Here is a 23,373-nt window from a genome sequence, read left to right as displayed (position 1 = left end):
ACCCTACTCCTTAAGGGCCCGCGTTGGCTAGGGGCATTTGCCCAAAGGCTTCACTCCTCCTGGTCCGCCTGGTGGAGCCGTTTTCCCCAAAGGCTCTTGGGGCAGTGGTGCTCCAGGACCAGGGCCCGCACCCGAGGGTCCTCTATGCGCTCTGCCGCATAGAGGGGGTGGTGGCGGCGCACCTGGAAGGCCCCCAGGAGCCCACCCCGCAAGGGGTGAGGGGGCACAGGGGGAGCCCAAAGCCCGGTGAGCACCCGCTCCAGGGGGCGGTAGGGCCTTAGGGCCTTGCCGGCGTCATGCAGGAGGGCCGCCCGCACGGCAAAGGCGGGGGCCTCCGGGTGGTTCTGGAGAAGCCTCCTGGCCACCCGCACCCCATGGGCCCGGTCCCTCGGGTCCATGGCCAGGTACAGGGCCCGCTCCTCTCCCTCCAGAAAGGCTAGGGCGAAGGCGTCGTCTGGAGCCTCCCCCGGGGGAAAGAAGGCGTGGAACAGGCGGAGCAGCCTTTGCCTGAGCTTCCTCGCGGGTGCCAAGCGCTTCAGATGAACTTCTTGAGCATGGTGGCGATCTCCTCGGGCTTCTTGGGGTCCGCCTTGCCCTCGGAAACCTCCGTGGCGCAAACGTTCAGGAACTCGTGGAGGATGAGGGTGGCTGCCGCCTCCATGGCCTTCTTGGTGGCGGTCATCTGGGTGAGGACCTCGTCGCAGGGACGCCCCTCGGCCACCATTTTCTGCAGGCCCCGGACCTGCCCCTCAATGCGCCGTAGCCGCTTCAGGATGTTCTCCACGGTTTCTTGGCCTAGTTCGGTGGTCCTGGTCATGGGGGCATTATATACCAGTACCCCCTATTTCATCCTCGCTCACGGGTTCTTCCGCCTCCTGAACCCTGGGCCGCCGCACCCAAAGAAGCCTAGCCCCCAAAAGGCGGGCGATCTGGGCGAGGCGCTGGCCGGGGTCCTCCTCCGGGTCCTCCTCCGCCAAACCTACCCCAGGTTCCTCCCAAAGGGGTTCCCAGGGGGGGGCTTCCTGGGGCGGGGTAGGATCCGGCGGAAGCGGCTTGGGATTGGCTTTAGGAGCCTCGAGGCCCGGCGGGGAAGCCGGGGCCGGGCTAGGGCCCAGCGTTTTTTTTTCTAGGACGAAGGCCAGCTCCTCCACGCCGAAGTGGCCCCGGGCCAGGGGCAGAAGGGCGGCCTTTTGCTCCTCGGCCTTCTTGTGGTGGAAGGCCTTGTTCTCGGGGAAGCGCAGGACCAAGGTGGCGCCCTCGAGGCTGGGCCTCGCCTCCCGCACGAAGGCCCGGAGGGTGGGCTTCAAGGCCTCCAAGAAAGCCCGCCAGGAACCGGAAAGGTCGGCCTGGGGGGGGGCCTTCGGGCCTTCGGCCTCCCTGCCCGGCTGGCCCGCCGGGGGCCGGGAAGGAAGAGGCGCCAGGGGGTCAAACTCCGGCAGGGGCGCCGGCTCGGGGGAGGGGGGCTGGGCCAGGGCGGCAGCACCCTTGGCCCCGGCGGGCAGGCACCCCAGGAGGGCCACCTCCAGGGCTAGGAGGTCCGAGCGCCGGGACAGGCGCTCCAGGGACTCGTCCAAGGCGGCGAGGGCAGCGAGAAGGACCTCGGGGGGGGCAGGGAGGGCCCTTCCCGGGAGGCCGTGGGCGGCGTAGAGGGCCTCCCGCAGAACCTCCATCAGCCCCCCCACCAAGCTCCTAGGGGCGAAGCCCTGCCCGTAAAGCCGCCGGGCCACCTCCAGGGCCTCCTTGAGCCTCCCCCCCAGGAGGTCTTCCGCCAGGCGGAAGAGGGCCTCCTTGGGGGGGAGGCCCAAGGCCCCTTCCACCTTCTCCCGGGTAAGGGGGTCTTCCAGGAGGAGGAGGCGGTCCAAGAGGCTTTCCGCATCCCGCATGGCCCCGTCCGCCAGCCGGGCCACCAGGAGGAGGGCCTCCGCCTCCGCCTGCCGCCCCAGGCCCTCCAGGATGCGGGCCAGCTTGGCGGCGATCTCCTCCTCCTTCAGGCGGCGGAAGCGGTAGTGCTGGGTGCGGGAGAGGATGGTGGGGGGCATCCTCTCGGGCTCGGTGGTGGCGAAGACGAAGAGCACGTGGGACGGGGGCTCCTCCAGGGTCTTGAGGAGGGCGTTGAAGGCGCTCTTGGAGAGCATGTGAGCCTCGTCCAGGATGAAGACCTTCCTGGGGGCGGAAAGGGGAGCGAGCTGAATGCGCTCGCGGAGCTCGCGCACGTCCTCCACCGAGTTGTTGCTGGCGGCGTCGATCTCCACCACGTCGGGGTGGGCCCCCCGTTGCACCGCCTGGCAGTGAGCGCAGACCCCGCAGGGGCGCTCCCCCTCCCCCTGGCACCCCACGGCCATGGCCAGAAGCCGGGCGGTGGTGGTCTTCCCCACCCCCCGGGGCCCGGAGAAGAGGTAGGCCTGGGCCAGCCGCCCCTCCCGGATGGCCCGCATGAGGGGCTCCTTCACGTGCTCCTGGCCCACCACCTCGGCGAAGGTGAGGGGGCGCACGCGGCGGTAGAGGGCGCTCACAGAGGCTAGTATAGGGCTTGGTGCGGAGCTTTCTCTCCTTCCACGTGAAGGCCCCCCTGGAGGAGGTCCTGGCCTTCGCCCAGGAGCGCACGGGGGGCGCGGGGGTCTACCTGGTGCCGGACTTCCCCTGGGTGAGCCTCTACCACGAGGCCCTCGAGGCCCAGGAGGACCCAAAAGGGGTGCGGGCCTTTTTGGAGGCCCTTTCCCAGCTGGGGCAGGCCCTGGCCTTCCTGGTCCTGGCGGAGGAGGACCTCCTCTTCCTCCTGGCGGAAGGGGGCCAGGTGCGGGCGGAGCTGAGGCGGGGTCCGGAGCTGGGGGAGGCCCTATGGGGCCCCGAAGACCTTCTCCCCCTGCTCCAGGAGGCCCAGGCCATGCCCCCCGTGAGCGCCGTTCAGGCCCTGGCAGCCCCCTTCGGCCTCCACCCCGACCACGCTGCCTTGGGCTTCTTGGACCTCCTCGAGGCCGAGGAGGAGGAAGGCCTGCCCGAGGAGGTGGTCTACCTTGAGTGAAGCCCTCGTGGTGAAGGTAGGGGGAAGCCTAAGGGGGGCCGAAGCCCTGCTGGACGAGCTTTCGGGCTACCCCGGCCCCCTGGTCCTGGTGCACGGGGGCGGGCCCGAGATCGGGGCCCTCCTGGAAAGGCTCGGCTTCCAGAGCCGCTTCGTGGGGGGCTTGCGGGTGACGCCTCCCGAGCAGATGGAAGCGGTGGAGATGAGCCTGTACCTCACGGGGAAGCGCCTGGCGGAGGGGCTTTCCCAAAGGGGAAGAAGGGCCCTGGCCCTTTCGGGCCGCGATGCCCTCCTCCTCCGGGGCCGGGCCCTGCCGGAGCTCGGGCGGGTGGGGGAGGTGGTGGGGGTGGGGGTGGACCTGCTCTTGGACCTCCTGGAAAAGGGCTATACCCCCCTCCTGGCCCCCATCGCCCTGGACGAGGAAGGCCCCTTGAACGTCAACGCCGACACCGCCGCCGGGGCGGTGGCCGGGGCCTTAGGGTGGCCTGCGGTCTTCCTCACCGACGTGGAGGGGGTGCTCAAGGATCCCAAGGACCCCCAGACCCGCTTTCCCCGCCTGACCCCCCAGGAGGTGGAGGCCCTCAAGGCCCAGGGCGTGGTCCAGGGGGGGATGATCCCCAAGGTGGAGGCGGCCCTAAGGGCCCTGGAGGCAGGGGCCCCCTGGGCGGCCATCGCCAAGGGGGAACGGGGCGTTTTGGCGAGGGTGCTCTCCGGGGAGGCAGGGACCCGCTTTAGCCTCCAAGGAGGTCCAGGAAGGCCCGCATGAAGCCGGGGAGGTCTTTAGGCCCCTGGGCGGTGACCAGGTTCCCGTCCACCACCACCCCCGCCTCCTGGTAAAGCCCCCCGGCGTTTTCCAGGTCGTCCCGGATGGAGGAAAAGCCCGTGACCCTTCTCCCCCGCACCAGCCCGGCGCTCACCAGCACCCAGCCCGCATGGCAGATGGCCCCGATGGGCTTGCCCTCCTCCGCCACCCGCCGCACCAGGGAAAGCACCTCGGGGCTCCGGCGCAGGTAGTCCGGGGCGAAGCCCCCGGGGATGAGGAGGCCCCTAAGCTCTGGGGCCTCCTGGGCGCCTGCCTCCGCCTTCCAGGCGAAGCCCGACTTGGCCCGGTACTCCCGGGCCTCAGGGCCCAGGACCACTGGGGTGTAGCCCGCCTCCTGCACCCGGTAGTAGGGGTAGAGGAACTCCCGTTCGTCAAAGAGGTCCGCCAAGAGGATCCCGATGCGCTCCACGCCACACCTCCAGGAACTCCCTCAGGATATTCCCCGTGACCCCCCAGATGTCCACCCCCCGCCAGGGGAAGTGCCACACCCTGCGGCCCAGGCGCACCTCGCTCCAAGGGGCCACCGCAAGGAGCTCCTCCAGGGGGGCCAGGAGGACCTCGGCCACCTCCTCGGGGCTGGGCCTCAAGGGGGGAAGGTCTTCCCGGTAGACCACCACCGGCTGGACCAGGAAGCCCTGGGGGGAGAGGGCGGGGGAAAGGAATCCCAGGGGCTCCACCCCCTCAAGCCCCACCTCCTCCGCCGCCTCGCGCAGGGCCGCCTCCACCGGCGTTTCCCCCGGCTCCACCGCCCCCCCGGGGAAGCTCACCTGGCCGGCGTGGGTGGGCAGGTGGGGGCTTCTTAGGGTGAAGAGGAGGCTTTCCCCCAGAAGGGGCACGGCCACCGCCGCCAGGCGGAAGCCCTCGGGGAGGTCTAGCCCTCCCGGCAGGCCCTGAGGGAGCGCCGCCTTAAGGCGCTCTCGGGGTCCAGGCCCCGCTCGGCGAAAAGCCCCACCAGGTTCCAAAGCGCCTCCTCCAAGTCCCCCCGTTCCAGCGCGGCCCTTAACCCCGCCTCACTGCCCTTTTCCACCCCCTTCTTCTGGAGCTCGTAGGCCCGGAGGAGGGTGGGCAGGTGTTTGGGCAAGCCACAGGGCTTTTCCTCCTTCCCCTCCTCCGCCTTTAGCACCTCCCAGCGGGCCTTGACCTCCTCGGGGGTGTCGGCCCTGGCGTCCCCAAAGACGTGGGGGTGGCGGCGGATGAGCTTCTCCACGATGCGGCGCTCCACGTCCCCGTAGGTGAAGCGCCCCTCCTCCTCGGCGATGACGCTGTGGAAGGCCACCTGCAGGAGGACGTCCCCCAGCTCCTCCGCCATCGCCTCGGCATCCCCGGCCAGAAGGGCATCCGCCGCCTCGCTGGCCTCCTCCAGCAGGTAAGGGACCAAGCTCTCATGGGTCTGGGCCCGGTCCCAGGGGCAGCCCCCGGGGCCCCGTAAGCGGCGCATCACCTCAAGCAGCCGTTCCATGCCCCCCATTCTCCCGCAGGAGGGCCCCCCCTGCTAGGGAGAGGCCCACCAGGAGGAGGGAAAGGAGGTCCAGGGGGGCGCGCTCCAGCACCCATCCCCCAGGCCCAGGAGCAGGAAGGCCGGTGAGGCGGGTGAGGAGGAAGAGGAGGGCAAGCGCCCCCACCAGGTACCGCCCCACCCGGAGCCACCCCGGGCCCAGGCGGACCTCCAGGAGGGGCAGAAGGAGCAGGCTCAGGCCGTAGCCCAGCTGCAGGGCCAGGAGGAGCATGAAGAGAAGGCCGTACCAGAAGCCGGGGGTCTGCAGGGCCAAAGCGGGGTCCCGCACCTGGAAGACCTCCCCGCAAAGCCCCCCGCCCAAGGGGGTATCCCCCAGGCCCAAAAGCTGGAGGAAGAAGGGAAGGAGCAGAAAAAGGGCCGCAAGCCGCACTAGGGGCGCTCCCTGGAGGGCTCTAGGCGGACGGCGGTCCCGTAGGCCAGGATTTCCGCCGCCCCCGCCATGACGCTGGCCGTGGCGTACCGCACCCCCAAGACCGCATCGGCGCCAAGCTGCCTGGCCGCTTCCACCATGCGCTGTTCCGCCTGCTCCCGAGCCTCTTGCAGCATCTCCGTGTACTCGGGGATCTCCCCTCCCACCAGGGTTCTAAGCCCCGCCAAGAGGTCCTTGCCCAAGTGTTTGGCCCGGACCGTGCTCCCCTTGACCACCCCCAGGACCTGAACCACCCGGTGGCCCGGCACCGCGTCCAAGGTGGTGAGCAAGACCTTCATACGCCCCATGCTACCGGTCCCGGCGGGCGAAGACCAGGGCGCCGAGAAGCGCCAAGGCCAGGCCAAGGAGGAAGAGGTGGGCGAACCCCAAAAAGGGCCCCACCTCCCCCAGCCTCTCCGCCACCAGGTAGCCCACGGGCCCGGTGAGGACAGGGGCCTTCAGGCCTGCAAGGAGCCCCACCCGGTGGACCTCCTGGGGGTTCAGGAGGAGGGCCAGGGTGAGGAAGCCCTCCAGGGGGTAGTCCTTGAGGCGCACCGCCAGGGCCACCACCAGGGGTCCGTAGAGGACGTTCAGGAGGCCAAAGAGGGCGAAGCCCAGGCCCAAGGCCCGCCTTTCCTCAAGGAGAAGGGCGGAAAGGAGGGCCGCCAGCCCCACCCAGAAGGCCAGCACCCCCGCCCCCGAGAGGAGGAGCCAGAGGAGGGCTTCCCCAGTCAACCCCAAGACCCCCGCCCCCAGAAGGAGGCCCAGGGCCAGGGGCAGGCCGAGGCCCAGGAAGACCCCCAAGGCCCCCAGGAAGAACCCCCGGAAGGGGCGGAGGGGCAGGCCCAGGAGGAAGGCCCACTCCTCCCTCGAGGCCAGAAGGGGCGCCCCTAGGCCCAGGACCAGGGGGGGTAGGAGGAGGAGAAGCCCCGAGTAAAGCCCCACTAGCCCCACCCCCTCCCCCCGGCCCAGGAAGCCCAGGGCGAGGAGCGGGGGCAGGGCCAGAAGCCCCAAAGTCCAAGGGTTGCGCCAGGTCTCCTTCAGGAAGAGGGCGGTCATGGGGCCTTGGGGGGCGGCGGGAAGAAGTCGGCAGGCACCCAGGTGCGCTTCTCCCCTTCCTTGAGGGCCTCCGCCCAGGTGAGCACCCGCCCCCCGGCCCGCTCGGGCCGTTCCTTGAGGTGGCGCTCCAGGGCCTCCCGGCTCCTGAAGGCCAAAAGCCCCGAGCCCATGGGAGTGCGCACCTTGGGGTTGTGGTAGAGGAGGGCCTTCTCCGCCGCCACCCACCTGGGCGCGGCGCGGGAGCTTTCGGCGAAGTCCGCCAGGTAGACCTCCTTGGCGGTGAGGGAAGGCCCTCCCCAGCCGTTCAGCTGGTCCAAGAGGCAGGCGGGGTCGTCGTAGAAGAAGGCCTTCCCCTGGGGGTTCACCGCCTGGGCGGCGTAGCGGGCGTCCAGGATGGTCATGAAGCAGTAGGGGCAGGCGTCCACCCCTACCCGCAACGGGCGTGGGGCGGCCAGGGCCCGGGCGAGGAACACCCCGGCCGCCAACCCCGCCAGGAAGCGCCTACGATCCATGGGGAAAGTCTAATGGCTCCCGTGGTCCCCGCCCCCCAAGAGCCCTGCGTGCTGGGCCAGGAGGGCCACCAGGTTCATCTCCGGCAAAGGGGCCAGGTCCCAAAGGGTCTGGAAGCTGTAAAAACGCTGGCGGCCGTGCTGGGCCTTGTTCCTCTCCGCGAACTCCTGGGCGGCTTTGGCGCTGGCAAAGGCCAGGAGGTGGGCGTTCATCACCACCATCATCTTCTCCCCCCAGTAATAGGTGGCCTGGCGGGCAGGGATGAGGCGCACGATTTCCTGGGGGCGGGCAGGGTCGTAGGCCCCCCGGTCGGTCACGTAGAAGGTGGCCCCTTCCCCGTCCCTAATCCCGTGCACCCAGGCGTAGTTCACCATGCAGGCGATGCTCTCAAAGTGCAGGGCCTCCACCACCTGCTTGGGGTCATGGGGGGCGGGCCTGGGCTTCTCAAAGGCGATCTGGGAGTAGGTCTGCTCGAAGAAGCCCTTGGGGAAGGTGCGCCCCCGCCACTGCCCCTCCGGGGTCTTGATGGGCATACCGCAGAAGGCGCAAGCGCCATTCTCCCAAGGAATGGGCTTGGCGGCCACGCGCACCGGCTCCACGGGCGCTGGAGAAGCCCCCATACCCCCCTGCTGGGCCAGCACGGGAGCCACCAGCGCCAAGCCTCCCAATGCCTTCAGCACCTCACGCCGATTCCTCATAAAGCACCTCCATTAGCCAGGGAACGCGCTCGTCCCTTAGGCCCAAAACCGCTTCGGGGGGGCCTTCCTCCAGGACCTCACCCCCCTTCAGGAGCACTAGGCGGTCCGCCCGCCGGGCCTCCTCCACGTGGTGCAGGGCCAGGAGGACCACCCCCTCCCGCTTGGCCCCCACCCAGGCCCAGAAGCGCTCCCGCCCCTTGGGGTCCAAGGCGGCGGTGGGCTCGTCCAGGAGCCAGATGGGGGGGTCCCCCATGAGGGCTGCGGCCAGGGCCAAGCGCTGGCGCTGCCCCCCCGAAAGAAGGCCCACAGGCCGGTGCAGAAAACTTTCCAGGCCCATGCGCCCCACCGCCTCCTCCAAGGCTCCTTTCCCCAGACCCTTTACCCGTCTGGCTCCCTCCAGGACCTCGAGGGCCTTCAGGTGGGGAAAAAGCCTGGGGCTTTGCGGGAGGTAAGCCCGAAGGGGCAAGGCCCTGGGATCCCGGGGAGCGTGGCCCAGGAGGAGGGCCTCCCCCCCATCGGGCCCTAGGCGCCCGGCGAGGAGGGCCAAAAGGGTGCTCTTCCCCGCCCCGTTGGGGCCCAATAGGCCCACCACGCCCCTCTCCACCCGGAGGCTCACCCCTAGGAGCCGCCCCCGCTTCCTCAGGCCCTCCACCGCCACCATAGGACACCTCCCAAAAGACCTAGGACCAGCCACCCCCCATGGGGCCCGGTTTCCCTGGCCAAGGGCTCCGCCTTGGGATCGGCCAGGGCCACCAGCCTTAGCCCCGGCACCTGGGCCTCCGCCGCCTCCCAGAGGAGCACCCCTGGGGAGAGGGCGAAGAGGGAAAGCTCCGGCTGGCGGGCCAAGAGGAGGGCGAAGGAGCCCGTGGGCAGGTGGGGCACGGGCAGGCCACTGGCCCGGTCGTAGCGGTTGCCCACCACTTTGGCCTGGGCCTCAGGGTCGTCCACCAGGAGGTCGTAGAGGTTCCCCTGAAACGCATTCCCCTCCACCCGGGCGGAGTTCCCGCCCCGCTCCCGGGTGATGCGCAAGGCGGTGCCGTTTTCCGGAAAGCGGTTCCCCTTGACCTCCACCCCTTGGGCATCCATGAGGACCAGACCCAGGGTGTTCTCCTGAAAGCGGTTGGCCTCCACCCGGGTCCCCCGCTCGTCTTGGACCAGGAGCCCGTAGCCCACCGGGCTCCCCTGTCCGGCCAGCAGGTTCCCCCGCACACGGTTGGCCGCCCCGTGCATCACCGCGTTGCCGATGCCGTTACGGAGGCTCCGGTTCTCCTCCACCCGCGCCCCCCAGGAAAACATCACGTGGAAGCCGTAGCGCCCGTTCCCCTCCAAGAGGTTCCCCCGGATGACCATGTCCGGGCTGTACTCCACGTAGACGGCATCCATGTAGCCAAGGAGGCGGCTTCCCTCCACCCGCACCCCCGGGCTCCCGTAGACCAGAACCCCGGGGGACTCCCCCAGGCCTTTGGCCCTCAAGCCCCGCACCACCGCCCTTGGAGAGTCCTCCATCCGCACCGCCGCGGGGGCCCCTTCCACCTCTACGTCCTCAAGGAGGCATCCCTCGCACCCCTGGAGGTAGATGGCGGCGTCGGGCTCGAAGAAGTCGTCCACCGGCCCCGCCCCCACCACCCTAAGCCCCCGCACCCGGATGCCGGGGGCGAGGAGGGAAAGGGTGTGGCCCTTCGCCCCCCGGAGAACCGCCCCCTCCCCCTCCACCACCAAACCGGGGGTGGTGAGGACCAGAGGGCCATCCATCTCTCCCCGCAGGCGAAGGACCGGGGCCGCCAAGGCGAGACCCATCAGGAGGGGAAAGAGCCCGAAGCCCCGCATTAGCCCCAAGGTAGATGGGGGCGTAAGGACATTTGTACTTTCCCTGGAAGCAGGGGGTGCCCCTCTGGTAGGCTAGGGGGCGTGAGGTTTCTCCTCCCCCTACTGGCGATGGCCGCTTTCGCCCAGCCCGCCCTCCTTTCAGGCTGGGTGCGCCTGGTGCCCCCGGTGGTGAAAGATACCGCCGCCTACTTCACGCTGGAAAACCCGGGCAACGCCGCCCTGCGCCTGGTGGGCGCGGAAACCCCCGTGGCCCAGAGGGTTTCCCTGCACCGCGACCAGCGGGAGGTGCGCGGGGGCCAGGTGGTTTTGGGGATGCGCCCTCTGCCCTACGTGGACATCCCCCCGAGGAGCAAGGTGGAGTTCCGCCCCGGCAAGTACCACCTCATGCTGGAGGGGCTTAAGCGCCCCCTAAAGGCCGGGGAAAAGGTGGAGCTCACCCTGAGGTTCGCCGACGGCACCCGGCTCAAGGTGAGCCTACCGGTGGAAATGCGATGAAAGGGAAACTGCTTGTACCCGTTCTGGCGGTGCTGGCCCTGGTGGGCCTGGCCTACTGGCTTCTGCCCAAGGGTTCCCACAGCTTCTACGGCACAAGGCTCCTCAACCCCAAGCCCGTGGACTTCCTCCTGCAAAGCCCCAGCGGCCCCGTGCGCCTTGGGGAGATGCGGGGCAAGCTGGTCCTCATCTTCTTCGGCTACGTGCACTGCCCCGACGTCTGCCCCACCACCATGCTGGCCCTGAAGCGGGCCTACGAGGCGCTCTCCCCAGAGGAGCAAAACCGGGTCCAGGTGGTCTTCATCAGCGTGGACCCCGAGCGGGACACCCCGGAGATCGCCGACCAGTACGCCAAGGGGTTCCACCCCCGCTTCCTGGGCCTCACGGGGAGCCCGGAGACCATCCAAGAGGTGGCCCGCACCTTCGGGGTCTACTACCAAAAGAGCCAGTACCGGGGACCCGGGGAGTACCTGGTGGACCACACCGCCACCACTTTTGTCGTTCTGGAGGGGAAGCTGGTCCTCCTCTTCAGCCCCGACAAGGTGGAGGAAACCCAGCGGGTGGTTGCCGACCTTCGGGCGTTGCTCTAAGCGGGAGCTACCTTGGCTTTCAAGGGATTTTTGCAGAAAGCCAAAGAGGCGGTGCCCTTGGCGGCGGAAGAAGCCGAAAAGCGGGTCCAGGAGGTTAGGGAAAGGCTGGACCAGGACAAGGATGGGAAGCCCGATGTGGTGGAAAAGGCCCTCGAGGAGGCCAAGAAGGCCCTGGAGGAGGCCAAGGCCCGCCTGGCGGAGCTGGACCAGGACCAAGACGGCATCCCCCACCGGCTGAAGGCCCTTTCCGAGTCGGCCAAGAAGGCCGCGGAAACCGCCAAGGCCAAGGCCGAGGAGGCGGCCCGCCTCCTAAGGGAGCGCCTGGGCAAGGACGCCTGAACCCTACCCCAAGGCCACGTCCAAGGCCATCATCAGGGCGAAGCCCGTCATGACCCCGAAGGTGGAGAGGTCTCCGTTGCCCTCGGCCTGGCTTTCCGGGATGACCTCCTCCACAATGACGAAAACCATGGCCCCCGCGGCCAGGGCCATGAGGTAGGGCAAGAGGGCGAGCATCTGGGCCACCAAGACCGCTCCCAAGACCGCCCCGATGGGCTCCACGATGGCCGAAAGCTGCCCGTAAAACCAGGCCCGCCCCGGGGGAAGCCCCGCCCGCCGCAGGGGCCAGGCCACGGCCAAGCCCTCGGGCAGGTTCTGCAGGCCGATGCCCACCGCCAAGGCTATGGCTCCACCCAGGGTAGCTGCCCCCGTGGGGTCCAGCCCCACCGCCCCAAAGGCCACCCCCACGGCCAGCCCCTCGGGGAAGTTGTGCAGGGTGATGGCCAGGATGAGCAAAGTGGTGCGCCGCCACTGGGTGTGCAGGCCCTCCTCCTGGGCTCCGGGGTCCAGGTGGACGTGGGGCAGAAAGCGGTCCAGCAGGCGGAGGAGGCCGCCCCCCAGAAGAAAGCCCACCACCGCGGGCACCCAGGGGACCATGCCCTGGGCCTGGGCCATCTCCATGCCGGGCAGGAGCAGGGAAAAGACGCTGGCCGCCAGCATCACGCCCGCGGCGAAGCCCAAAAGGGCGTCCAAGAGCTTACGGCTGGGTTCCCGGGCTAGGAAGATGCTGGCCGCCCCCACCGCGGTGAGGCCCCAGGTGAAGAGGCCCCCCAAGAGGGCGTAGAGGAGGGGCGGTGTCACGGGCTTTAGTTTAGGGATGCCTAAATCCAAACGCAAGGCCGCCTTGGGGTATCCTGAGGTAAGGTATGCTAGATAAGCTTGCACGGCTGGAAGAAGAGTACCGGGAGCTGGAAGCGCTCCTCGCGGATCCCGAGGTCCTCAAGGACCAGAAGCGCTACCAAGCCCTTTCCCGGCGCTATGCGGAGATGGGGGAGGTGATCGCCCTCATCCGGGAATACCGCAAGGTGCTCCAGGACCTGGAGGGGGTGGAAGGCCTCCTGGAAGACCCCGAGTTGCGGGAGGTGGCCAAAGCGGAGAAGGAGGCCCTCGAGGCCCGCAAGGGGGTGCTGGAGAAGGAGCTTGAGCGCCATCTCCTCCCCAAAGATCCCATGGACCAGCGGGACGCCATCGTGGAGATCCGCGCCGGCACCGGGGGGGAGGAGGCCGCCCTCTTCGCCCGGGACCTCCTGGAGATGTACCTGCGCTTCGCCGAGGAGATGGGCTACGAGACCGAGGTCCTGGACTCCAACCCCACGGACCTGGGCGGCTTCTCCAAGGTGGTCTTTGAGGTGCGGGGCCCCGGGGCCTACGGCACCTTCAAGTACGAAAGCGGGGTCCACCGGGTGCAACGGGTGCCCGCCACGGAAACCCAGGGGCGCATCCACACCTCCACGGCCACGGTGGCGGTTTTGCCCAAGGCGGAGGAGGCCGACTTCCAGCTCAACATGGACGAGGTGCGCATCGACGTGATGCGGGCCTCGGGACCAGGGGGCCAGGGGGTGAACACCACCGATAGCGCCGTGCGGGTGGTGCACCTGCCCACGGGCATCATGGTCACCTGCCAGGACTCTAGGAGCCAGATCAAGAACCGGGAGAAGGCCCTCATGATCCTGCGTAGCCGCCTCCTGGAGATGCGGCGGGCAGAGGAGGCGGAGAAGCTCCGCCAGACCCGCCTGGCCCAGATCGGCACCGGGGAGCGCTCGGAGAAGATCCGCACCTACAACTTCCCCCAGTCCCGGGTCACGGACCACCGCATCGGCTTCACCACCCACGACCTCGAGGGCGTCCTCTCGGGGCACCTCCAGCCCCTTCTCGAGGCCCTCAAGCGGGCCGACCAGGAGCGCCAGCTGGAGGCCATGACGGAAGCGTGATGCGCCGCGAAATCCTGGTGGTGGCGGCCATCCTCCTGGACCGCCAGGGGCGGGTGCTCCTGGTGGGTAACGACTGGGGCCGGCGGGGCCAGGTGCGCTACACCCTCCCCGGGGGCACGGTGGAGCCGGGGGAAACCGTCCTGGAGGCCCTGGTGCGAGAGGTGCGGGAGGAGACGGGCCTCAAGGTAAAGTCCATCGAGCACCTGGCCTACGTAATCCAGGTGGAGGACCGCCGCAAGAACGAGCGCACCCTGGCCATGGCCTTCAAGGCCAGCTACGAGGGTCTTTTAAACCCCCGCGACCCCGACGGCCACATCGTGGAGGCCCGCTTCTTCACCCCAGAGGAGGTGGCGGCAAGGCTTCAGGGCCACCGCCCCCTGCAGGAACCCCTCTTGGACTACCTGGCGGGGGAACGGGGGCGGTTTTACGCCTACACCGGCTGGGGCCAGCCGGGCACCCGGGTTTGAAGGCCACCCCCCGCGGATCTGGTCCGCATGGGGCATGGCCTCGGATTCCGGAAGAGGAGCGAAGGGGTCAGCGGCAAAGGGGACTTAGGGGCCTAGCTTGCGCTTCAGGTAGGCGGTGAGTTCCTCGATAGCCTTGCGCAGGGCCCGCTGCTCCTCCGCCAGGGCCTCGAGGGGGTCCTTGGGTGCCTCTCCCCCAGAAAGGGTCTTGAAAAGCAAGGTGGCGTTGCCGCACTTGGGGCAGGCCACCTGGGCCGGCCGCACGGAGGGGGCGTAAAACACCCGGCTCCCGCACCGGGGACAAAGAAGGTACTTGGCGCCCAAGGCCTCGCCCCGGCGCACCGCCTTCTCCAACTCCATGGCCTCCTCCCGGGGAAAGCCCAGGAAATAGTCCTCCCCCACCTGCACGAGCCCCAGGGTCTCCTCCGTGCTCCGCAGGTCCCCTTTCCCCCCTTCGGGCACCTCCCAGGTGAACCCATTCCAGCGGAAGTGCCTAAGGTGCTTCCGGCCCTCCCGGTCCTCGATCTCCACGATGAGCTGGAGGTTTGGGTCCCGGGGATAGTAGTAAAGGCGCACCCCCTGCACCCCGGAAAGGCTCTTGGTGCGGGGCAGGGTATAGCTCAAGGGGCCGTCCCCCTTGGCGGGGTAGCCCACCAAGCGCTCCAGGTCGTAGAGGGTGAGGCCGGGGCGCTCCATGTCCCCGAAAAGGAGGCGCTCCACGTAGTGAAAGGCGGCCGCAAGGTCAGCGCTTGAACCCTGACCGAGGCCCGGTTCCATAAAGCCAGTCTACCCCGGGGGAGCTTCCCGGGGTAGAGGCTTTCTTAAGGAGCTTTCAGGGGGCGGGCCAGGTGAGGCAGTAGGGCTTGAGCACCGCGTACCTCCCGCCGCCGTACTGGGAAAGCATGGCCTCCTGCGCCCCCTTCTCCGGCCAAAGGTAGTCCACCACCAAGGGCGCGTCCTCCCCCGCCGCTCCGCCCAGGTTCCAAGGCCCCGCCTCCCGCCCCACGGGCCGGAAGTGGTCCGGGCCGTAGCCGTCCTGGCTCCCCACCAGGACGTAGAAACACACCCTCTGCCCCGGGGCTGGGTTGAAGTGCTTTTTGTCCAGCTGCAGGATTACCTGCTTGTCGGCGGGGTTGCTGGCCACCACCACCCCGTCGGCGGTGTCCGTGCCGTCCGGGAAGCCCACCCGCTGCCCGTACTGGGGCCAGCCCGCCGCCTTCAGGAAGAGGTCCCAGGGGTGCTCTGGGTCAAAGGCCACCTTGGCCCCCTTAGCGAAGGTGTCGGTGCGGCCGCCTTCTTTGAAGTCGATATACACATTGATGAGCTGGTGACTGAAGCCCGCCGGGGCCCCCCAGGGGTTGGTCATCTCCCCGAAGGTGAAAACGAAGGTCCAGGTGGCCCCGCTATCCAGAACGCGCATCTCCAAGAGGTCAAAGAGGCCCTTGAACGGGGCGAAGGCGCTTTCCTTGGGGTAGGTGTAGGTACCGGGCCCATACTCGTCGCCCGCCGGGTCCGGGATACGGAGCACCTCCTTCCCTGCCAAGCGCTGAGGCAGGCTAAGGGCCAGGGGGTTCCCGTTGGGGGCGGTGTCCAGCACCCGCCCTCCCTTTTCCAGCACCACCGCCAGGCGCAGGGTATCCCCGGCCTCGGCCTTGAGGGTGGTGTAGGGGATGCGCATCTCTACCCCCTCCCCCACCCAGGCCCGCCGGCCCGCCAGGTCTGCGGGGGAGCTGGCCAAGACCCAAGCCCCCTCCCGATAGGCGTACCGCACCAAGACCCCCTGCCCCTCCCGAACCTGGTCCAGGTCTAGGGTGATCCGCTGCTGCAGGGGAAAGCCCAAGGAGATTTCCGCCCCTTCTGGGAAAGCCGCACCCCCTTCTTCCCTGGGGGTGGTGGCGTAGACGTGCAGGCGGTAGCCCTGGCCCAGGAGGTCCTGGGCCCGCACCCCGTCCCGCAGGTCCACCCGCAGGTAGACGTTCTGCTCGTCAAAGCCCAGGTAAATCCCTTTCAGGAGGTCGTCTTGGGTCTGCATGGTGGTGCCGTCGGCATCGGGCAAGTAAGCGGCCCCCTTCCACTCTTCCGCCTCCCCTTTGCCGTCCAGGTTGGGCTTCACCCGGCCCGGAGTGCCCTGGGGGGCCACCGGGGGCCGCACGGCGATGAAGAGTTCCTCCGGAGGCTTCTGGCCCAGGGCGCGGTACACCGCCTGGAGGAGGGCGCGGAAGGCCTCGTCAAAGGGCGGGTTGTTGGGGAAGCCGGTGTCCTGGCCGTACCACCAGAACCAGTCCGAAGCCTGGGCGGCGTAGATCAGGCCCATGGCCTTCTCCACCACCTTGGGGTCCCCGCCCCCTTCCTTGTAGGCCAGCACCGCCTGCCGGGCCCGGGCCAGGCGGTCCCAGGCTTCGTTCTCCTCCGGCTCCCCCGCCCACATGGCGAAGTCCCCCGCCCAGCCCCCCGTGCCCAACCGGGCGATGGGGAGGGAGGGCTTTTCCAGAAGCTCGGAGAAGAGGACGGTCTTGAGGGTGCCTTTCCTCTGCTCCTCGCTCAGGCGCCGGTAGAGGAGGCGGCGGAAGTCGTTGCCATTGTTGGGGTAGTTCTCCCAGGCGTTCTCCCCATCCAGGGCAATGGTGAGGACGGCCTCGGGGTTTTGCGCAATCACCTGGCGGCGGATCTCCAAGAGGGTGCCGATGAAGTCCTCCACCGCCTTTTCCGCTGGCATCCCGCTGTAGCTGAAGCCGATGCGGTCCGAGAGGTCCCGGTGGCGGAAGAAGAGGACCACCCGCCTGCCCCCCTTTTCCACGTGGTAGGTGCGGGTGAGGGTGGCGGGGGTGACGGGAAAGCCGCTCTTGCCCAGGATGGCCTCGTCCGTCACCAGGAAGCCGATTCCCTCCTGGGCGTAGAGCTCCGTGGCCTTCTGGCTCACCGCCCCCTCGGGCGGCCACATGCCTGTGGGTTCCTTGCCGAAAAGGGTCTTGAAGTACTCCTTTCCCGCCCGCACCTGCCAGGCCGCGTCCTCGGGCCAGGCAATGGGCTCCTTGGGCAGACTCAGGGCGGGGTTGGACTCGCGGATGGCTTCCTTGTCCAAGAGGATGGGCAGGATGGGGTGGTAGTAGGGGGTGGTGATGAGGTCGATCTGCCCCCGCTCCCAGAGCTCCTTGTGCAGGGGCAGGATGGTGGCCATGAGCTCCAGGTGCTTCCTCAGAACATAGTCCACGTCCTCCTGGGTGAAGCCCCTGTCCTTCCGGTAAAGCGCCCTCAGCCCAGGGTCGCGCTCGATGTAGTCGGCGTTGATCCAGTAGAGGTTCCAAAGCACCCGGAGGTCCTGGAGGTCCTGGTCAGAGAAAGCCTCGCCGCGAGTCTTCTTGGCCTGGAGCTCCCGGTAGCGGGGGCTTTTCTCCACAAAGCGGGGGTTGATGTCAAAGAAGTGGTCCACGATGAAGGCCCGCTCCTCGGGGGTGAGCTCTCCAAGGGGCTTCTCCGAAAGCCGCCAATAGGCGTCCTTGGCCTTGCCGGAGAGGTAATCCCCAATCTGCTTGAGGAGGGTGGAGGTGTAGTCAAAGGTGACCTTGATCTCGGGGAACTCCTTCAGCACCTCGGCCATCCAGGGGTAGTCGTTCACCCCGTGGGCCCGCACCCAAGGGCCCTCGTACTGGCCGGTGACGGGGTTCTCGTAAGGGGGCTGGTGCTGGTGCCAGAGGATGGCCACCTTTAAGGGTTGAGCTAGGGCTATACTCCAGAGCACCGCTAGAGCCAGAAGCGATTTCCTCATGCATACCTCCTTCAGAAGGGCACCACCCCCGCTAGGGCCAGGTGGGGGGTCAGGTCTTGGCCCAGAGCGAAGTCAAGGTAAAGGGTTCCCAAGCCGAAGGGTCGGCGGCCTCGTGCCCTAAGGCTCGCCCCAGCTGGATCCACGGTCACCCCTATCTCTCCGGAAAAGCCCAGCGCCTCTCCAGCCACCCCGAGCTCTCCGGAAAGGCGCTGGTAGTCGGTCTGGAAGCGTAGGAGCGGCGCAAGCCCAAGGAGAGTATAACGAGCCTCGAGGGCCAGCTCCTTCAACGGGGTAAAGCCGTTCCGCTCCTCCCCCAGCAGGGTCAGCCTCTGCGTCCTGAAGCGGGCCTCAGAGAGCCCCAAACCCGAGGGCTCCGTGGCGGCCAGGTCCAAGAGGAAGTCGCCGAAGGCGTAGGCGCCGTAGCCGGAAAGGCGGAGCGGCCCTTCGGAGTAGACCACATGGACCCGCAGGCCAAAGCCGTTCCCCGCGGAAAACCCTGCCACCGAGAAGCCAAAGGTAGCCCCTAGGTTCAGGCTTCCCTCCACGGGACCCCCCTTAGGGATGCCGAGGGTCAGGAAAGCCCCGCCCCCCACCGCACCCGAAGGGAGGTGCCACCCTCCGGTGGCGAAGACGGCGTCGGCCCAGATGGGAAAGCCCAGGACCCCGCTGCCCAAGGACGCCAAAACGTAGGCATTCTGCCCCGGCACCGCCCCCAGGTAAAAGCCCAGGTCCATCCCAGGCAAAGCAGTGGAGGCCCCTAAGGCGGTAAGCCCCACCCCGAAGCGGTCCACATAGCTCAAGCGTTCCCGGGTGAAAAGGGGAGCGTTGAAGCCTAGGGCCAGGCGCCACTCCCCGTACTTGGCGCTCACCTGGGCAGACTGGAAGGAGAGGTTTCCGGGAAGTGTGCCCTCGAGGGCGTAGGCCAGCAAGAGATCTTCAGCCTGGTAGGCCAATTGGAGGAGGGCCCTCCCCTCCGATACCTTAAGCCCTTCAGTTCGCACCAGGCCGTGTATAAAGCCCTTGAGCCCAAGCCCGGTGCCCGCAGCCTTCACCTTCAGCACGCCCTCCTGGCGCACCAGCTCCACCACGGCGTTCTTGCCCCCATAGCCGTCGTCGGTAGTGTCCAGGGCGTTGGGGTCCTCGGTCCAAACCCCGTCCACGTAGTACTTGTACTGATGGCGGCCAGGAGGGAGGTCCAGGAGAACGTACCAAACGCCGTTCCCGCCTGGAAACATGGGGGTTTCGCCCCAGGCGTTGAAGCTTCCCCGCAGGGAAACGCTCCGGGCCTCTGGGGCGTAATAGGTGAACAGCACCTTCCCATCCACCACCCTAGGAGGCCCGGCCTCATAGCTGGCCTTGGCCTCAGCCCCCGGCACCCTCACCACCCCGTTTCTACCACCGTAGCCGTCGTCAGCGGTTTCCAGGGCATCGGGGTCCTCCTTCCATGCCCCGTCCACGAAGTACTTGTACTGGTACACCCCTGGAGCGAGGCTAACGGTGACACACCAGTGGCCATCGGGCTGACGGGTCAGGGGAAGCGCCCCAGGGTCCCAGCCATTAAAGCTAGCCGGAAGGGTGACCAGCTTCGCCTCCGGAGCATAAAAACAAAAGACCACCCCTTCCGGGGTGATGCGGGGTGGGGCCGCCAGCGCCAAGCCGAAAAAGAGGAGCAAAAGGAAAAAGGGTCTTGCCATCCTGCCTCCTAGAAGCTCACCGCAGTGCTCACGCGGAAAACCGGACGAAAGCTCTTGAAAGCCTCAAAATCCGCCTCCCCCAGGCCGAAGGACAAGGTAAGGCGGGAGAGGCTCAGGTTCGCCTGGGCGTAAAAGGTGGCGAGGCCCTCCGTGGGGCGGAGAAGGGCCTTGCCAAAAAAGCGCCACTCTCCCCGCCTGGCCTCGGCTTCCCCGTAAAGGGTGTAGGAGAGGCTTCCTTGTAGGCTAAAGCCGGTGTTGGCCTTCAGGGCCAGGTCTGTCCCCTCCGCTTTGCCGTACCAGGCCAGCTCCAGGAGGCCGGAGAGGCGGCTTTGCCCAGGGCTTTGCGCGTACTCCAGCTTGCCGTAAGGCCTCAGGCCCTCGTAGGGATTGCGCCAACCCTCGAGGCCCACACCAAAGACCCGGCCTGCATTCCCGGCGTATGTGAGGCCGTAAACCTTTACAGTGTGGGCCTGTACATCCTCGCTTTTCACCTCCCCGTAGAGCTCGGCTTGGGCGTTCTCCCTCCAAGGTTCCCCGAAGAGGCGGGTTTCGCTCTGCCAGCGTTGGGAGAGATAGGCCCGGTACTCGGGGGTCACGTGGCGCATCCCCAGGGTGTAGCGGAAACCGGGCAAGGGGCCAGACCCCAGGGCCTGAGCCTCCAGGGCCCAACCCCCAACCCCCTCGGCGTTCCCGTAGGCCACCTCCCCTTGCAGGCGGTGCCCGCCTGCCTCCCCCCCTGCCTGCAGGGCCAAGGCGTGGTTCATTTGGTCCCCGTAGGCCTTGTAGGTGTAGAAGGCCAGGAGGTCCAAGCCCGCCCAGCGGTCGCGGTAGAGGCCCAAAAAGCCGGTATCCGCTCCCAGGCGGGCCATGTGAATTTCCAGGGGGCGCAGGTCCAGGCGAAACCCGGTGCCGCTCCCCCAGCCCTCCGCCTGCGAAACCCCCAGGAGGTCCCCCGCCTGGCCTTCTTTGAGGTTGTAGAAGAGGCGCAAGGAGAACTCAGGAGAGCGGAAGCGAAGCTCGGCGTCCCCCAGGGTCAAAGCCTCCCGGGGGCCGGCGTAGAGGTAGGCCCTCCCTTCCCCCGCCCCCCCAGCGAAGCGCAGGTTCAAGTTGAGCTTGTGGCTGGCCTCTCCTTGAAAGAAGCTCCCGCTCTCCCCATCCCGCACCCAACCGGTGGAGAACTCGTAGCTTCCGGAAAGCCCTCCGGCCACAGCCAAGCCGAGGAGGGCGGTCAGCGCGGTGAATCGCTTCCACATAGGAACCTGGGAAGGCCCCGGAGTAGCCCCGGGGCCCAGGAAGTTTCACTTAAAGCGTTTGATGGTGTCCTCCATCAAGAGAACGCCCCCCTGCACCTTGTAGGCGTAGGCGATGCGGTTGCCATCCCCCTGGCCCGTGGGCGGGGTTTCCTCCTCCACCGTTTCCCAGCTTCCCTTGGTGTACTTGTACTCCAGCCAAGGAGAGTAGTCCACCAGGTTCACAGCAATGGCGGCATCAGGCTTCACGCTAAGGGGGGGGTCCAACGCAATCTCCTTGACCCATTTGCCCCCTTCCAGGGTCATGGCCTCGTGGGTCCAGCCATTCATCACTCCCGCCACGTGCACCGTATCGCTCACCCCCGGGGGCGGGGTGGCCTCGAGGCGGATTTTGCTCACCTCCACCGCAGGCTTGTCCGCACGCCCTTGCACATTCCACTCGTTAACAATGGAAGCCTTCCCACCTCCTTCGTCGGTGATGAAGCTGCTGCGGTTGATGCCCCGGGGGAAGCTCTCCGCGCCCGCCCAGTCAAAGGCCCCGGTGCTCCCCACGTACTTGTAGTGGATGCGGCTCTCCTTGGCGATTTTCGCTTTCACGGTGAAGCTGCCGCTTTCCCCAGGTACGGGGGACATCTCTAAAGCGTCGCCACCCCAGTTCGTGAAATCGCCCGCCAGGTACACCTTGGTGTACTCCGCGGGAACGTTGGTCACCTTGAAGGTGACCTCCACTTCCTGCATCTCGCCCACCGGTGGCGTGCAGGCGGAAAGCGCCCAAAAGAGGATCCCCAGCACCCAGAAGGCCGTCTTCTTCATAGGGTTCACCTCCTCGGAGCCCCATGGAAGGGGTTCCACTCGTCTGACTTTCCCATTATAGTCTTCCCCTGTCCGCATCCATAATGGACTCATGTCCCTTCTTTTCAGCCCCCTGGGCCTGCGAAACGTCCGTTTAAAGAACCGCCTGGTCCTGTCCCCCATGTGCCAGTACTCGGCCACGGAAAAGGGCGAGGTCACGGATTGGCACCTCCTCCACTACCCCACAAGGGCCCTGGGGGGCGTGGGCCTGGTCCTGGTGGAAGCTACCGCCGTGGAGCCCTTGGGCCGCATCAGCCCCCACGACCTGGGCATCTGGTCCGAGGCGCACCTCCCGGGCCTGAGGGAGCTGGCCCGGAGGATCCGGGAAGCGGGGGCGGCGCCGGGCATACAGCTGGCCCACGCCGGGCGCAAGGCAGGGACCGCCAGGCCCTGGGAAGGGGGGAAACCTTTGGGCTGGCGGGTGGTGGGGCCAAGCCCCATTCCCTTTAACGCGGGCTACCCGGTGCCCGAACCCCTGGACGAAGCAGGGATGGAAAGGATTCTAGAGGCCTTCGTGGAGGGCGCTAAACGGGCCCTGGAAGCCGGCTTCCAGGTAATCGAGCTCCACATGGCCCATGGCTACCTCCTTTCCTCCTTCCTCTCCCCTCTCTCCAACCAGCGCACCGACGCCTACGGGGGAAGCCTGGAAAACCGCATGCGCTTTCCCCTTCAGGTAGCCCAGGCTGTGCGGGAGGTGGTCCCCCCCGAGCTTCCCCTCCTGGTGCGGGTATCCGCCACGGACTGGGGGGAAGGAGGATGGGGCCTCGAGGACACCCTGGCCTTCGCGGAAAAGCTCAAGGCCCTGGGGGTGGACCTCCTGGACTGCTCCAGCGGGGGTGTGGTGCCCGGGGTGAAGGTTCCCGTGGCCCCCGGCTTCCAGGTGCCCTTCGCCGACGCGGTGCGCAAGCGGGTGGGGATGCGCACGGGAGCGGTGGGCCTCCTCACCACCCCCGAGCAGATGGAAACCCTTTTGCAAGCAGGGAGCGCCGACCTCATCCTCCTGGGCCGGGTGCTCCTTAGGGACCCCTACTTCCCCCTGCGCGCGGCCAAGGCCTTAGGGGTGGCCCCGGAGATGCCCCCCCAGTACCAGAGGGCCTTTTAAGGAGTAGACTGGGGCTTACCATGAAGGCGGTCCGGGTTCACCAGACAGGCGGCCCCGAGGTCTTGCGGCTGGAGGAAGTCCCCGTCCCCGAGCCGGGACCCGGAGAAGTTTTGGTGCGGCTTCTGGCCATCGGGGTCAACTACATCGACACCTACAAGCGGAAGGGCCTCTACCCCATGCCCCTCCCCTTCACCCTGGGGGAGGAGGGGGCTGGGGTGGTGGAGAAGGTGGGGGAGGGCGTGCTGGGCGTGGCCCCAGGGGATAAGGTGGCCTTCGCCAACGTGCAGGGGGCCTACGCCACATACCAAGTGGTGCCCGCGGAGAAGCTGGTGCCCGTGCCCGAGGGGCTGGAGCCGAGGCTCGCCGCCGCGGTCCTCCTCCAGGGCATGACCGCCCATTACCTCCTGAAGAGCACCTACCCCGTAGCTCCCGGGGACCAGGTGCTGGTGCACGCAGGAGCCGGGGGGGTGGGCCTCCTCCTCATCCAGTGGGCCAAGCGCCTGGGGGCCACCGTCTACGCCACCGCCAGCACCGAGGCCAAGAGGGCCCTGGCCAAGGAGGCAGGGGCGGACTACGCCCTGCCCTACGAGGGCTTCGCCCAGGCGGTGAAGGCCCTCTCCGGAGGGGGGGTGGACGTGGTCTATGACGGGGTAGGGCAGAGCACCTTTGAAGGGAGCCTGGACGCTTTGCGCTCCAGGGGCGTTCTCGTCCTCTTCGGCCAATCCTCGGGGCCGGTGCCCCCCTTGGACCCCCAGGTGCTGAACCGCAAGGGGAGCCTCTTCCTCACCCGCCCCACCCTGCACCATTACACGGCCAGCCGCAAGGAGCTCCTCTTTCGGGCGGGGGAGGTCTTCCAGGCGGTGCGGGAGGGATGGCTTAGGGTGCGCATCGGGGCCGAATTCCCCTTGGAGAAGGCCCGGGAAGCCCACGAGGCCCTGGAGGGGCGGAGAACCACGGGGAAGGTCCTCCTAAGTAGCCATGCATAGACTTTGCCCCACTTCCCTCTCCAGGCGCTCCCGCAGTTTCCTCAACGCC

At 67.9% G+C, this 23,373-nt stretch carries 28 protein-coding genes; 9 read left to right on the top strand and 19 right to left on the bottom strand.

Annotated features, from left to right (window positions below; genetic code table 11):
* Nucleotides 1-50 precede the first annotated feature (50 nt).
* The 3 genes from L1088_RS06525 to dnaX are packed head-to-tail and all read right to left on the bottom strand — an operon-like array spanning nucleotide 51 to nucleotide 2,513.
* On the bottom strand, nucleotides 51-530 hold the full coding sequence (locus L1088_RS06525; protein ID WP_038048693.1) for a hypothetical protein: 480 nt from the start codon (nucleotides 528-530) through the stop codon (nucleotides 51-53).
* A 5-nt stretch (nucleotides 531-535) separates the two neighbouring features.
* Nucleotides 536-817 (bottom strand): metal-sensitive transcriptional regulator, encoded by a 282-nt coding sequence (locus L1088_RS06520; RefSeq protein ID WP_038048692.1) that lies wholly within the window; start codon nucleotides 815-817, stop codon nucleotides 536-538.
* A 7-nt stretch (nucleotides 818-824) separates the two neighbouring features.
* Nucleotides 825-2,513: a DNA polymerase III subunit gamma/tau gene (dnaX, locus tag L1088_RS06515; RefSeq protein ID WP_234554229.1), complete on the bottom strand. Its 1,689-nt coding sequence runs from the start codon at nucleotides 2,511-2,513 to the stop codon at nucleotides 825-827.
* Between the two features lie 17 nt (nucleotides 2,514-2,530).
* On the opposite strand from dnaX, the gene L1088_RS06510 reads away from it, so the two are divergent.
* A complete protein-coding gene (locus L1088_RS06510; protein WP_234554228.1) occupies nucleotides 2,531-3,022 on the top strand; it encodes a hypothetical protein in 492 nt (163 codons plus the stop codon).
* The gene (gene argB / locus L1088_RS06505; RefSeq protein WP_234554227.1) at nucleotides 3,015-3,785 is read left to right on the top strand and encodes an acetylglutamate kinase; all 771 of its coding nucleotides are present in this window, start codon (nucleotides 3,015-3,017) and stop codon (nucleotides 3,783-3,785) included. Before L1088_RS06510 ends, argB begins: the two co-directional genes overlap by 8 nt.
* Here argB and L1088_RS06500 read toward each other — a convergent pair.
* Genes L1088_RS06500 through L1088_RS06455 form a run of 10 tightly spaced genes read right to left on the bottom strand, consistent with a single transcriptional unit; the run spans nucleotide 3,751 to nucleotide 9,861 of the window.
* Nucleotides 3,751-4,251, bottom strand: coding sequence for a type 1 glutamine amidotransferase domain-containing protein (locus L1088_RS06500; RefSeq protein ID WP_234554226.1), 501 nt, complete (start codon nucleotides 4,249-4,251; stop codon nucleotides 3,751-3,753). The genes argB and L1088_RS06500 overlap by 35 nt on opposite strands.
* Entirely contained in the window at nucleotides 4,214-4,684 is a 471-nt protein-coding gene (locus tag L1088_RS06495) for an NUDIX hydrolase (protein WP_038048682.1), read from the bottom strand. Before L1088_RS06495 ends, L1088_RS06500 begins: the two co-directional genes overlap by 38 nt.
* Nucleotides 4,685-4,713: 29 nt before the next feature.
* Nucleotides 4,714-5,310 (bottom strand): MazG family protein, encoded by a 597-nt coding sequence (locus L1088_RS06490; protein ID WP_234554225.1) that lies wholly within the window; start codon nucleotides 5,308-5,310, stop codon nucleotides 4,714-4,716.
* Entirely contained in the window at nucleotides 5,285-5,728 is a 444-nt protein-coding gene (locus L1088_RS06485; protein WP_234554224.1) for a hypothetical protein, read from the bottom strand. The genes L1088_RS06490 and L1088_RS06485 overlap by 26 nt, the downstream gene beginning before the upstream one ends.
* A complete protein-coding gene (locus L1088_RS06480; protein ID WP_038040862.1) occupies nucleotides 5,728-6,066 on the bottom strand; it encodes a YbjQ family protein in 339 nt (112 codons plus the stop codon). The genes L1088_RS06485 and L1088_RS06480 overlap by 1 nt, the downstream gene beginning before the upstream one ends.
* A gap of 10 nt (nucleotides 6,067-6,076) precedes the next feature.
* Entirely contained in the window at nucleotides 6,077-6,826 is a 750-nt protein-coding gene (locus L1088_RS06475) for a hypothetical protein (protein WP_234554223.1), read from the bottom strand.
* A complete protein-coding gene (locus tag L1088_RS06470) occupies nucleotides 6,823-7,338 on the bottom strand; it encodes a nitrous oxide reductase accessory protein NosL (RefSeq protein ID WP_234554222.1) in 516 nt (171 codons plus the stop codon). The genes L1088_RS06475 and L1088_RS06470 overlap by 4 nt, the downstream gene beginning before the upstream one ends.
* Before the next feature lie 9 nt (nucleotides 7,339-7,347).
* Nucleotides 7,348-8,034: a nitrous oxide reductase accessory protein NosL gene (locus tag L1088_RS06465; protein WP_234554221.1), complete on the bottom strand. Its 687-nt coding sequence runs from the start codon at nucleotides 8,032-8,034 to the stop codon at nucleotides 7,348-7,350.
* The gene (locus L1088_RS06460) at nucleotides 8,018-8,695 is read right to left on the bottom strand and encodes an ABC transporter ATP-binding protein (protein ID WP_234554220.1); all 678 of its coding nucleotides are present in this window, start codon (nucleotides 8,693-8,695) and stop codon (nucleotides 8,018-8,020) included. Before L1088_RS06460 ends, L1088_RS06465 begins: the two co-directional genes overlap by 17 nt.
* Nucleotides 8,674-9,861, bottom strand: coding sequence for a right-handed parallel beta-helix repeat-containing protein (locus L1088_RS06455; protein WP_234554219.1), 1,188 nt, complete (start codon nucleotides 9,859-9,861; stop codon nucleotides 8,674-8,676). The genes L1088_RS06460 and L1088_RS06455 overlap by 22 nt, the downstream gene beginning before the upstream one ends.
* A gap of 81 nt (nucleotides 9,862-9,942) precedes the next feature.
* Here L1088_RS06455 and L1088_RS06450 point away from each other — a divergent pair, with 81 nt between their 5' ends.
* The 3 genes from L1088_RS06450 to L1088_RS06440 are packed head-to-tail and all read left to right on the top strand — an operon-like array spanning nucleotide 9,943 to nucleotide 11,282.
* The gene (locus L1088_RS06450) at nucleotides 9,943-10,356 is read left to right on the top strand and encodes a copper chaperone PCu(A)C (RefSeq protein WP_234554218.1); all 414 of its coding nucleotides are present in this window, start codon (nucleotides 9,943-9,945) and stop codon (nucleotides 10,354-10,356) included.
* Nucleotides 10,353-10,943, top strand: a complete 591-nt coding sequence (locus L1088_RS06445) for an SCO family protein (protein ID WP_234554217.1) — start codon at nucleotides 10,353-10,355, stop codon at nucleotides 10,941-10,943. Before L1088_RS06450 ends, L1088_RS06445 begins: the two co-directional genes overlap by 4 nt.
* Before the next feature lie 30 nt (nucleotides 10,944-10,973).
* Nucleotides 10,974-11,282, top strand: a complete 309-nt coding sequence (locus tag L1088_RS06440; protein ID WP_234554216.1) for a dolichyl-phosphate-mannose-protein mannosyltransferase — start codon at nucleotides 10,974-10,976, stop codon at nucleotides 11,280-11,282.
* Nucleotides 11,283-11,285: 3 nt separating this feature from the next.
* Here the strand turns inward: L1088_RS06440 and L1088_RS06435 are convergent, their stop codons facing one another.
* Complete coding sequence (locus L1088_RS06435) at nucleotides 11,286-12,080, bottom strand: ZIP family metal transporter (protein WP_234554215.1); 795 nt, start codon at nucleotides 12,078-12,080, stop codon at nucleotides 11,286-11,288.
* Between the two features lie 65 nt (nucleotides 12,081-12,145).
* On the opposite strand from L1088_RS06435, the gene prfA reads away from it, so the two are divergent.
* A complete protein-coding gene (gene prfA, locus L1088_RS06430; protein WP_234554214.1) occupies nucleotides 12,146-13,210 on the top strand; it encodes a peptide chain release factor 1 in 1,065 nt (354 codons plus the stop codon).
* On the top strand, nucleotides 13,210-13,677 hold the full coding sequence (locus tag L1088_RS06425; protein WP_234554266.1) for an NUDIX hydrolase: 468 nt from the start codon (nucleotides 13,210-13,212) through the stop codon (nucleotides 13,675-13,677). Before prfA ends, L1088_RS06425 begins: the two co-directional genes overlap by 1 nt.
* An 84-nt stretch (nucleotides 13,678-13,761) precedes the next feature.
* Here L1088_RS06425 and L1088_RS06420 read toward each other — a convergent pair whose 3' ends face one another.
* The 5 genes from L1088_RS06420 to L1088_RS06390 are packed head-to-tail and all read right to left on the bottom strand — an operon-like array spanning nucleotide 13,762 to nucleotide 21,197.
* Nucleotides 13,762-14,451 carry a PhlB family protein gene (locus tag L1088_RS06420; RefSeq protein WP_234554213.1) on the bottom strand — a complete coding sequence of 230 codons (690 nt, stop codon included), beginning with the start codon at nucleotides 14,449-14,451 and terminating at the stop codon, nucleotides 13,762-13,764.
* Between the two features lie 55 nt (nucleotides 14,452-14,506).
* Entirely contained in the window at nucleotides 14,507-17,440 is a 2,934-nt protein-coding gene (locus tag L1088_RS12450; RefSeq protein ID WP_267961095.1) for a glucodextranase DOMON-like domain-containing protein, read from the bottom strand.
* An 11-nt stretch (nucleotides 17,441-17,451) separates the two neighbouring features.
* Entirely contained in the window at nucleotides 17,452-19,134 is a 1,683-nt protein-coding gene (locus L1088_RS06400; protein ID WP_234554212.1) for a glycogen-binding domain-containing protein, read from the bottom strand.
* Between the two features lie 8 nt (nucleotides 19,135-19,142).
* The gene (locus L1088_RS06395; protein ID WP_234554211.1) at nucleotides 19,143-20,387 is read right to left on the bottom strand and encodes a hypothetical protein; all 1,245 of its coding nucleotides are present in this window, start codon (nucleotides 20,385-20,387) and stop codon (nucleotides 19,143-19,145) included.
* Between the two features lie 45 nt (nucleotides 20,388-20,432).
* Nucleotides 20,433-21,197: an early set domain-containing protein gene (locus tag L1088_RS06390; protein ID WP_234554210.1), complete on the bottom strand. Its 765-nt coding sequence runs from the start codon at nucleotides 21,195-21,197 to the stop codon at nucleotides 20,433-20,435.
* Between the two features lie 91 nt (nucleotides 21,198-21,288).
* On the opposite strand from L1088_RS06390, the gene L1088_RS06385 reads away from it, so the two are divergent.
* Together L1088_RS06385 and L1088_RS06380 are read left to right on the top strand one after the other, a co-directional pair.
* Complete coding sequence (locus L1088_RS06385; protein ID WP_234554209.1) at nucleotides 21,289-22,338, top strand: NADH:flavin oxidoreductase/NADH oxidase; 1,050 nt, start codon at nucleotides 21,289-21,291, stop codon at nucleotides 22,336-22,338.
* A 20-nt stretch (nucleotides 22,339-22,358) separates the two neighbouring features.
* A complete protein-coding gene (locus L1088_RS06380) occupies nucleotides 22,359-23,324 on the top strand; it encodes a quinone oxidoreductase family protein (protein WP_234554208.1) in 966 nt (321 codons plus the stop codon).
* The last annotated feature ends 49 nt before the right edge of the window (nucleotides 23,325-23,373 follow it).

Source organism: Thermus caliditerrae (assembly GCF_021462525.1).
GTDB lineage: Bacteria > Deinococcota > Deinococci > Deinococcales > Thermaceae > Thermus > Thermus caliditerrae.
Note: the sequence above shows the minus strand (reverse complement) of the source record. Positions and strands in the feature narration are given on the sequence as shown.

Bases quoted from the DNA above. Each gene is read 5' to 3' on its own strand.
- L1088_RS06380 (WP_234554208.1), top strand. From the start codon at position 22,359: ATGAAGGCGGTCCGGGTTCACCAGACAGGCGGCCCCGAGGTCTTGCGG.
- L1088_RS06400 (WP_234554212.1), bottom strand. From the start codon at position 19,134: ATGGCAAGACCCTTTTTCCTTTTGCTCCTCTTTTTCGGCTTGGCGCTG.
- L1088_RS06470 (WP_234554222.1), bottom strand. From the start codon at position 7,338: ATGGATCGTAGGCGCTTCCTGGCGGGGTTGGCGGCCGGGGTGTTCCTC.
- L1088_RS06460 (WP_234554220.1), bottom strand. From the start codon at position 8,695: ATGGTGGCGGTGGAGGGCCTGAGGAAGCGGGGGCGGCTCCTAGGGGTG.
- L1088_RS06490 (WP_234554225.1), bottom strand. From the start codon at position 5,310: ATGGGGGGCATGGAACGGCTGCTTGAGGTGATGCGCCGCTTACGGGGC.
- L1088_RS06455 (WP_234554219.1), bottom strand. From the start codon at position 9,861: ATGCGGGGCTTCGGGCTCTTTCCCCTCCTGATGGGTCTCGCCTTGGCG.
- L1088_RS06465 (WP_234554221.1), bottom strand. From the start codon at position 8,034: ATGAGGAATCGGCGTGAGGTGCTGAAGGCATTGGGAGGCTTGGCGCTG.
- L1088_RS06385 (WP_234554209.1), top strand. From the start codon at position 21,289: ATGTCCCTTCTTTTCAGCCCCCTGGGCCTGCGAAACGTCCGTTTAAAG.
- L1088_RS06520 (WP_038048692.1), bottom strand. From the start codon at position 817: ATGACCAGGACCACCGAACTAGGCCAAGAAACCGTGGAGAACATCCTG.
- L1088_RS06445 (WP_234554217.1), top strand. From the start codon at position 10,353: ATGAAAGGGAAACTGCTTGTACCCGTTCTGGCGGTGCTGGCCCTGGTG.
- L1088_RS06420 (WP_234554213.1), bottom strand. From the start codon at position 14,451: ATGGAACCGGGCCTCGGTCAGGGTTCAAGCGCTGACCTTGCGGCCGCC.
- L1088_RS06395 (WP_234554211.1), bottom strand. From the start codon at position 20,387: ATGTGGAAGCGATTCACCGCGCTGACCGCCCTCCTCGGCTTGGCTGTG.
- L1088_RS06390 (WP_234554210.1), bottom strand. From the start codon at position 21,197: ATGAAGAAGACGGCCTTCTGGGTGCTGGGGATCCTCTTTTGGGCGCTT.
- L1088_RS06480 (WP_038040862.1), bottom strand. From the start codon at position 6,066: ATGAAGGTCTTGCTCACCACCTTGGACGCGGTGCCGGGCCACCGGGTG.
- L1088_RS06475 (WP_234554223.1), bottom strand. From the start codon at position 6,826: ATGACCGCCCTCTTCCTGAAGGAGACCTGGCGCAACCCTTGGACTTTG.
- L1088_RS12450 (WP_267961095.1), bottom strand. From the start codon at position 17,440: ATGAGGAAATCGCTTCTGGCTCTAGCGGTGCTCTGGAGTATAGCCCTA.
- prfA (WP_234554214.1), top strand. From the start codon at position 12,146: ATGCTAGATAAGCTTGCACGGCTGGAAGAAGAGTACCGGGAGCTGGAA.
- L1088_RS06425 (WP_234554266.1), top strand. From the start codon at position 13,210: ATGCGCCGCGAAATCCTGGTGGTGGCGGCCATCCTCCTGGACCGCCAG.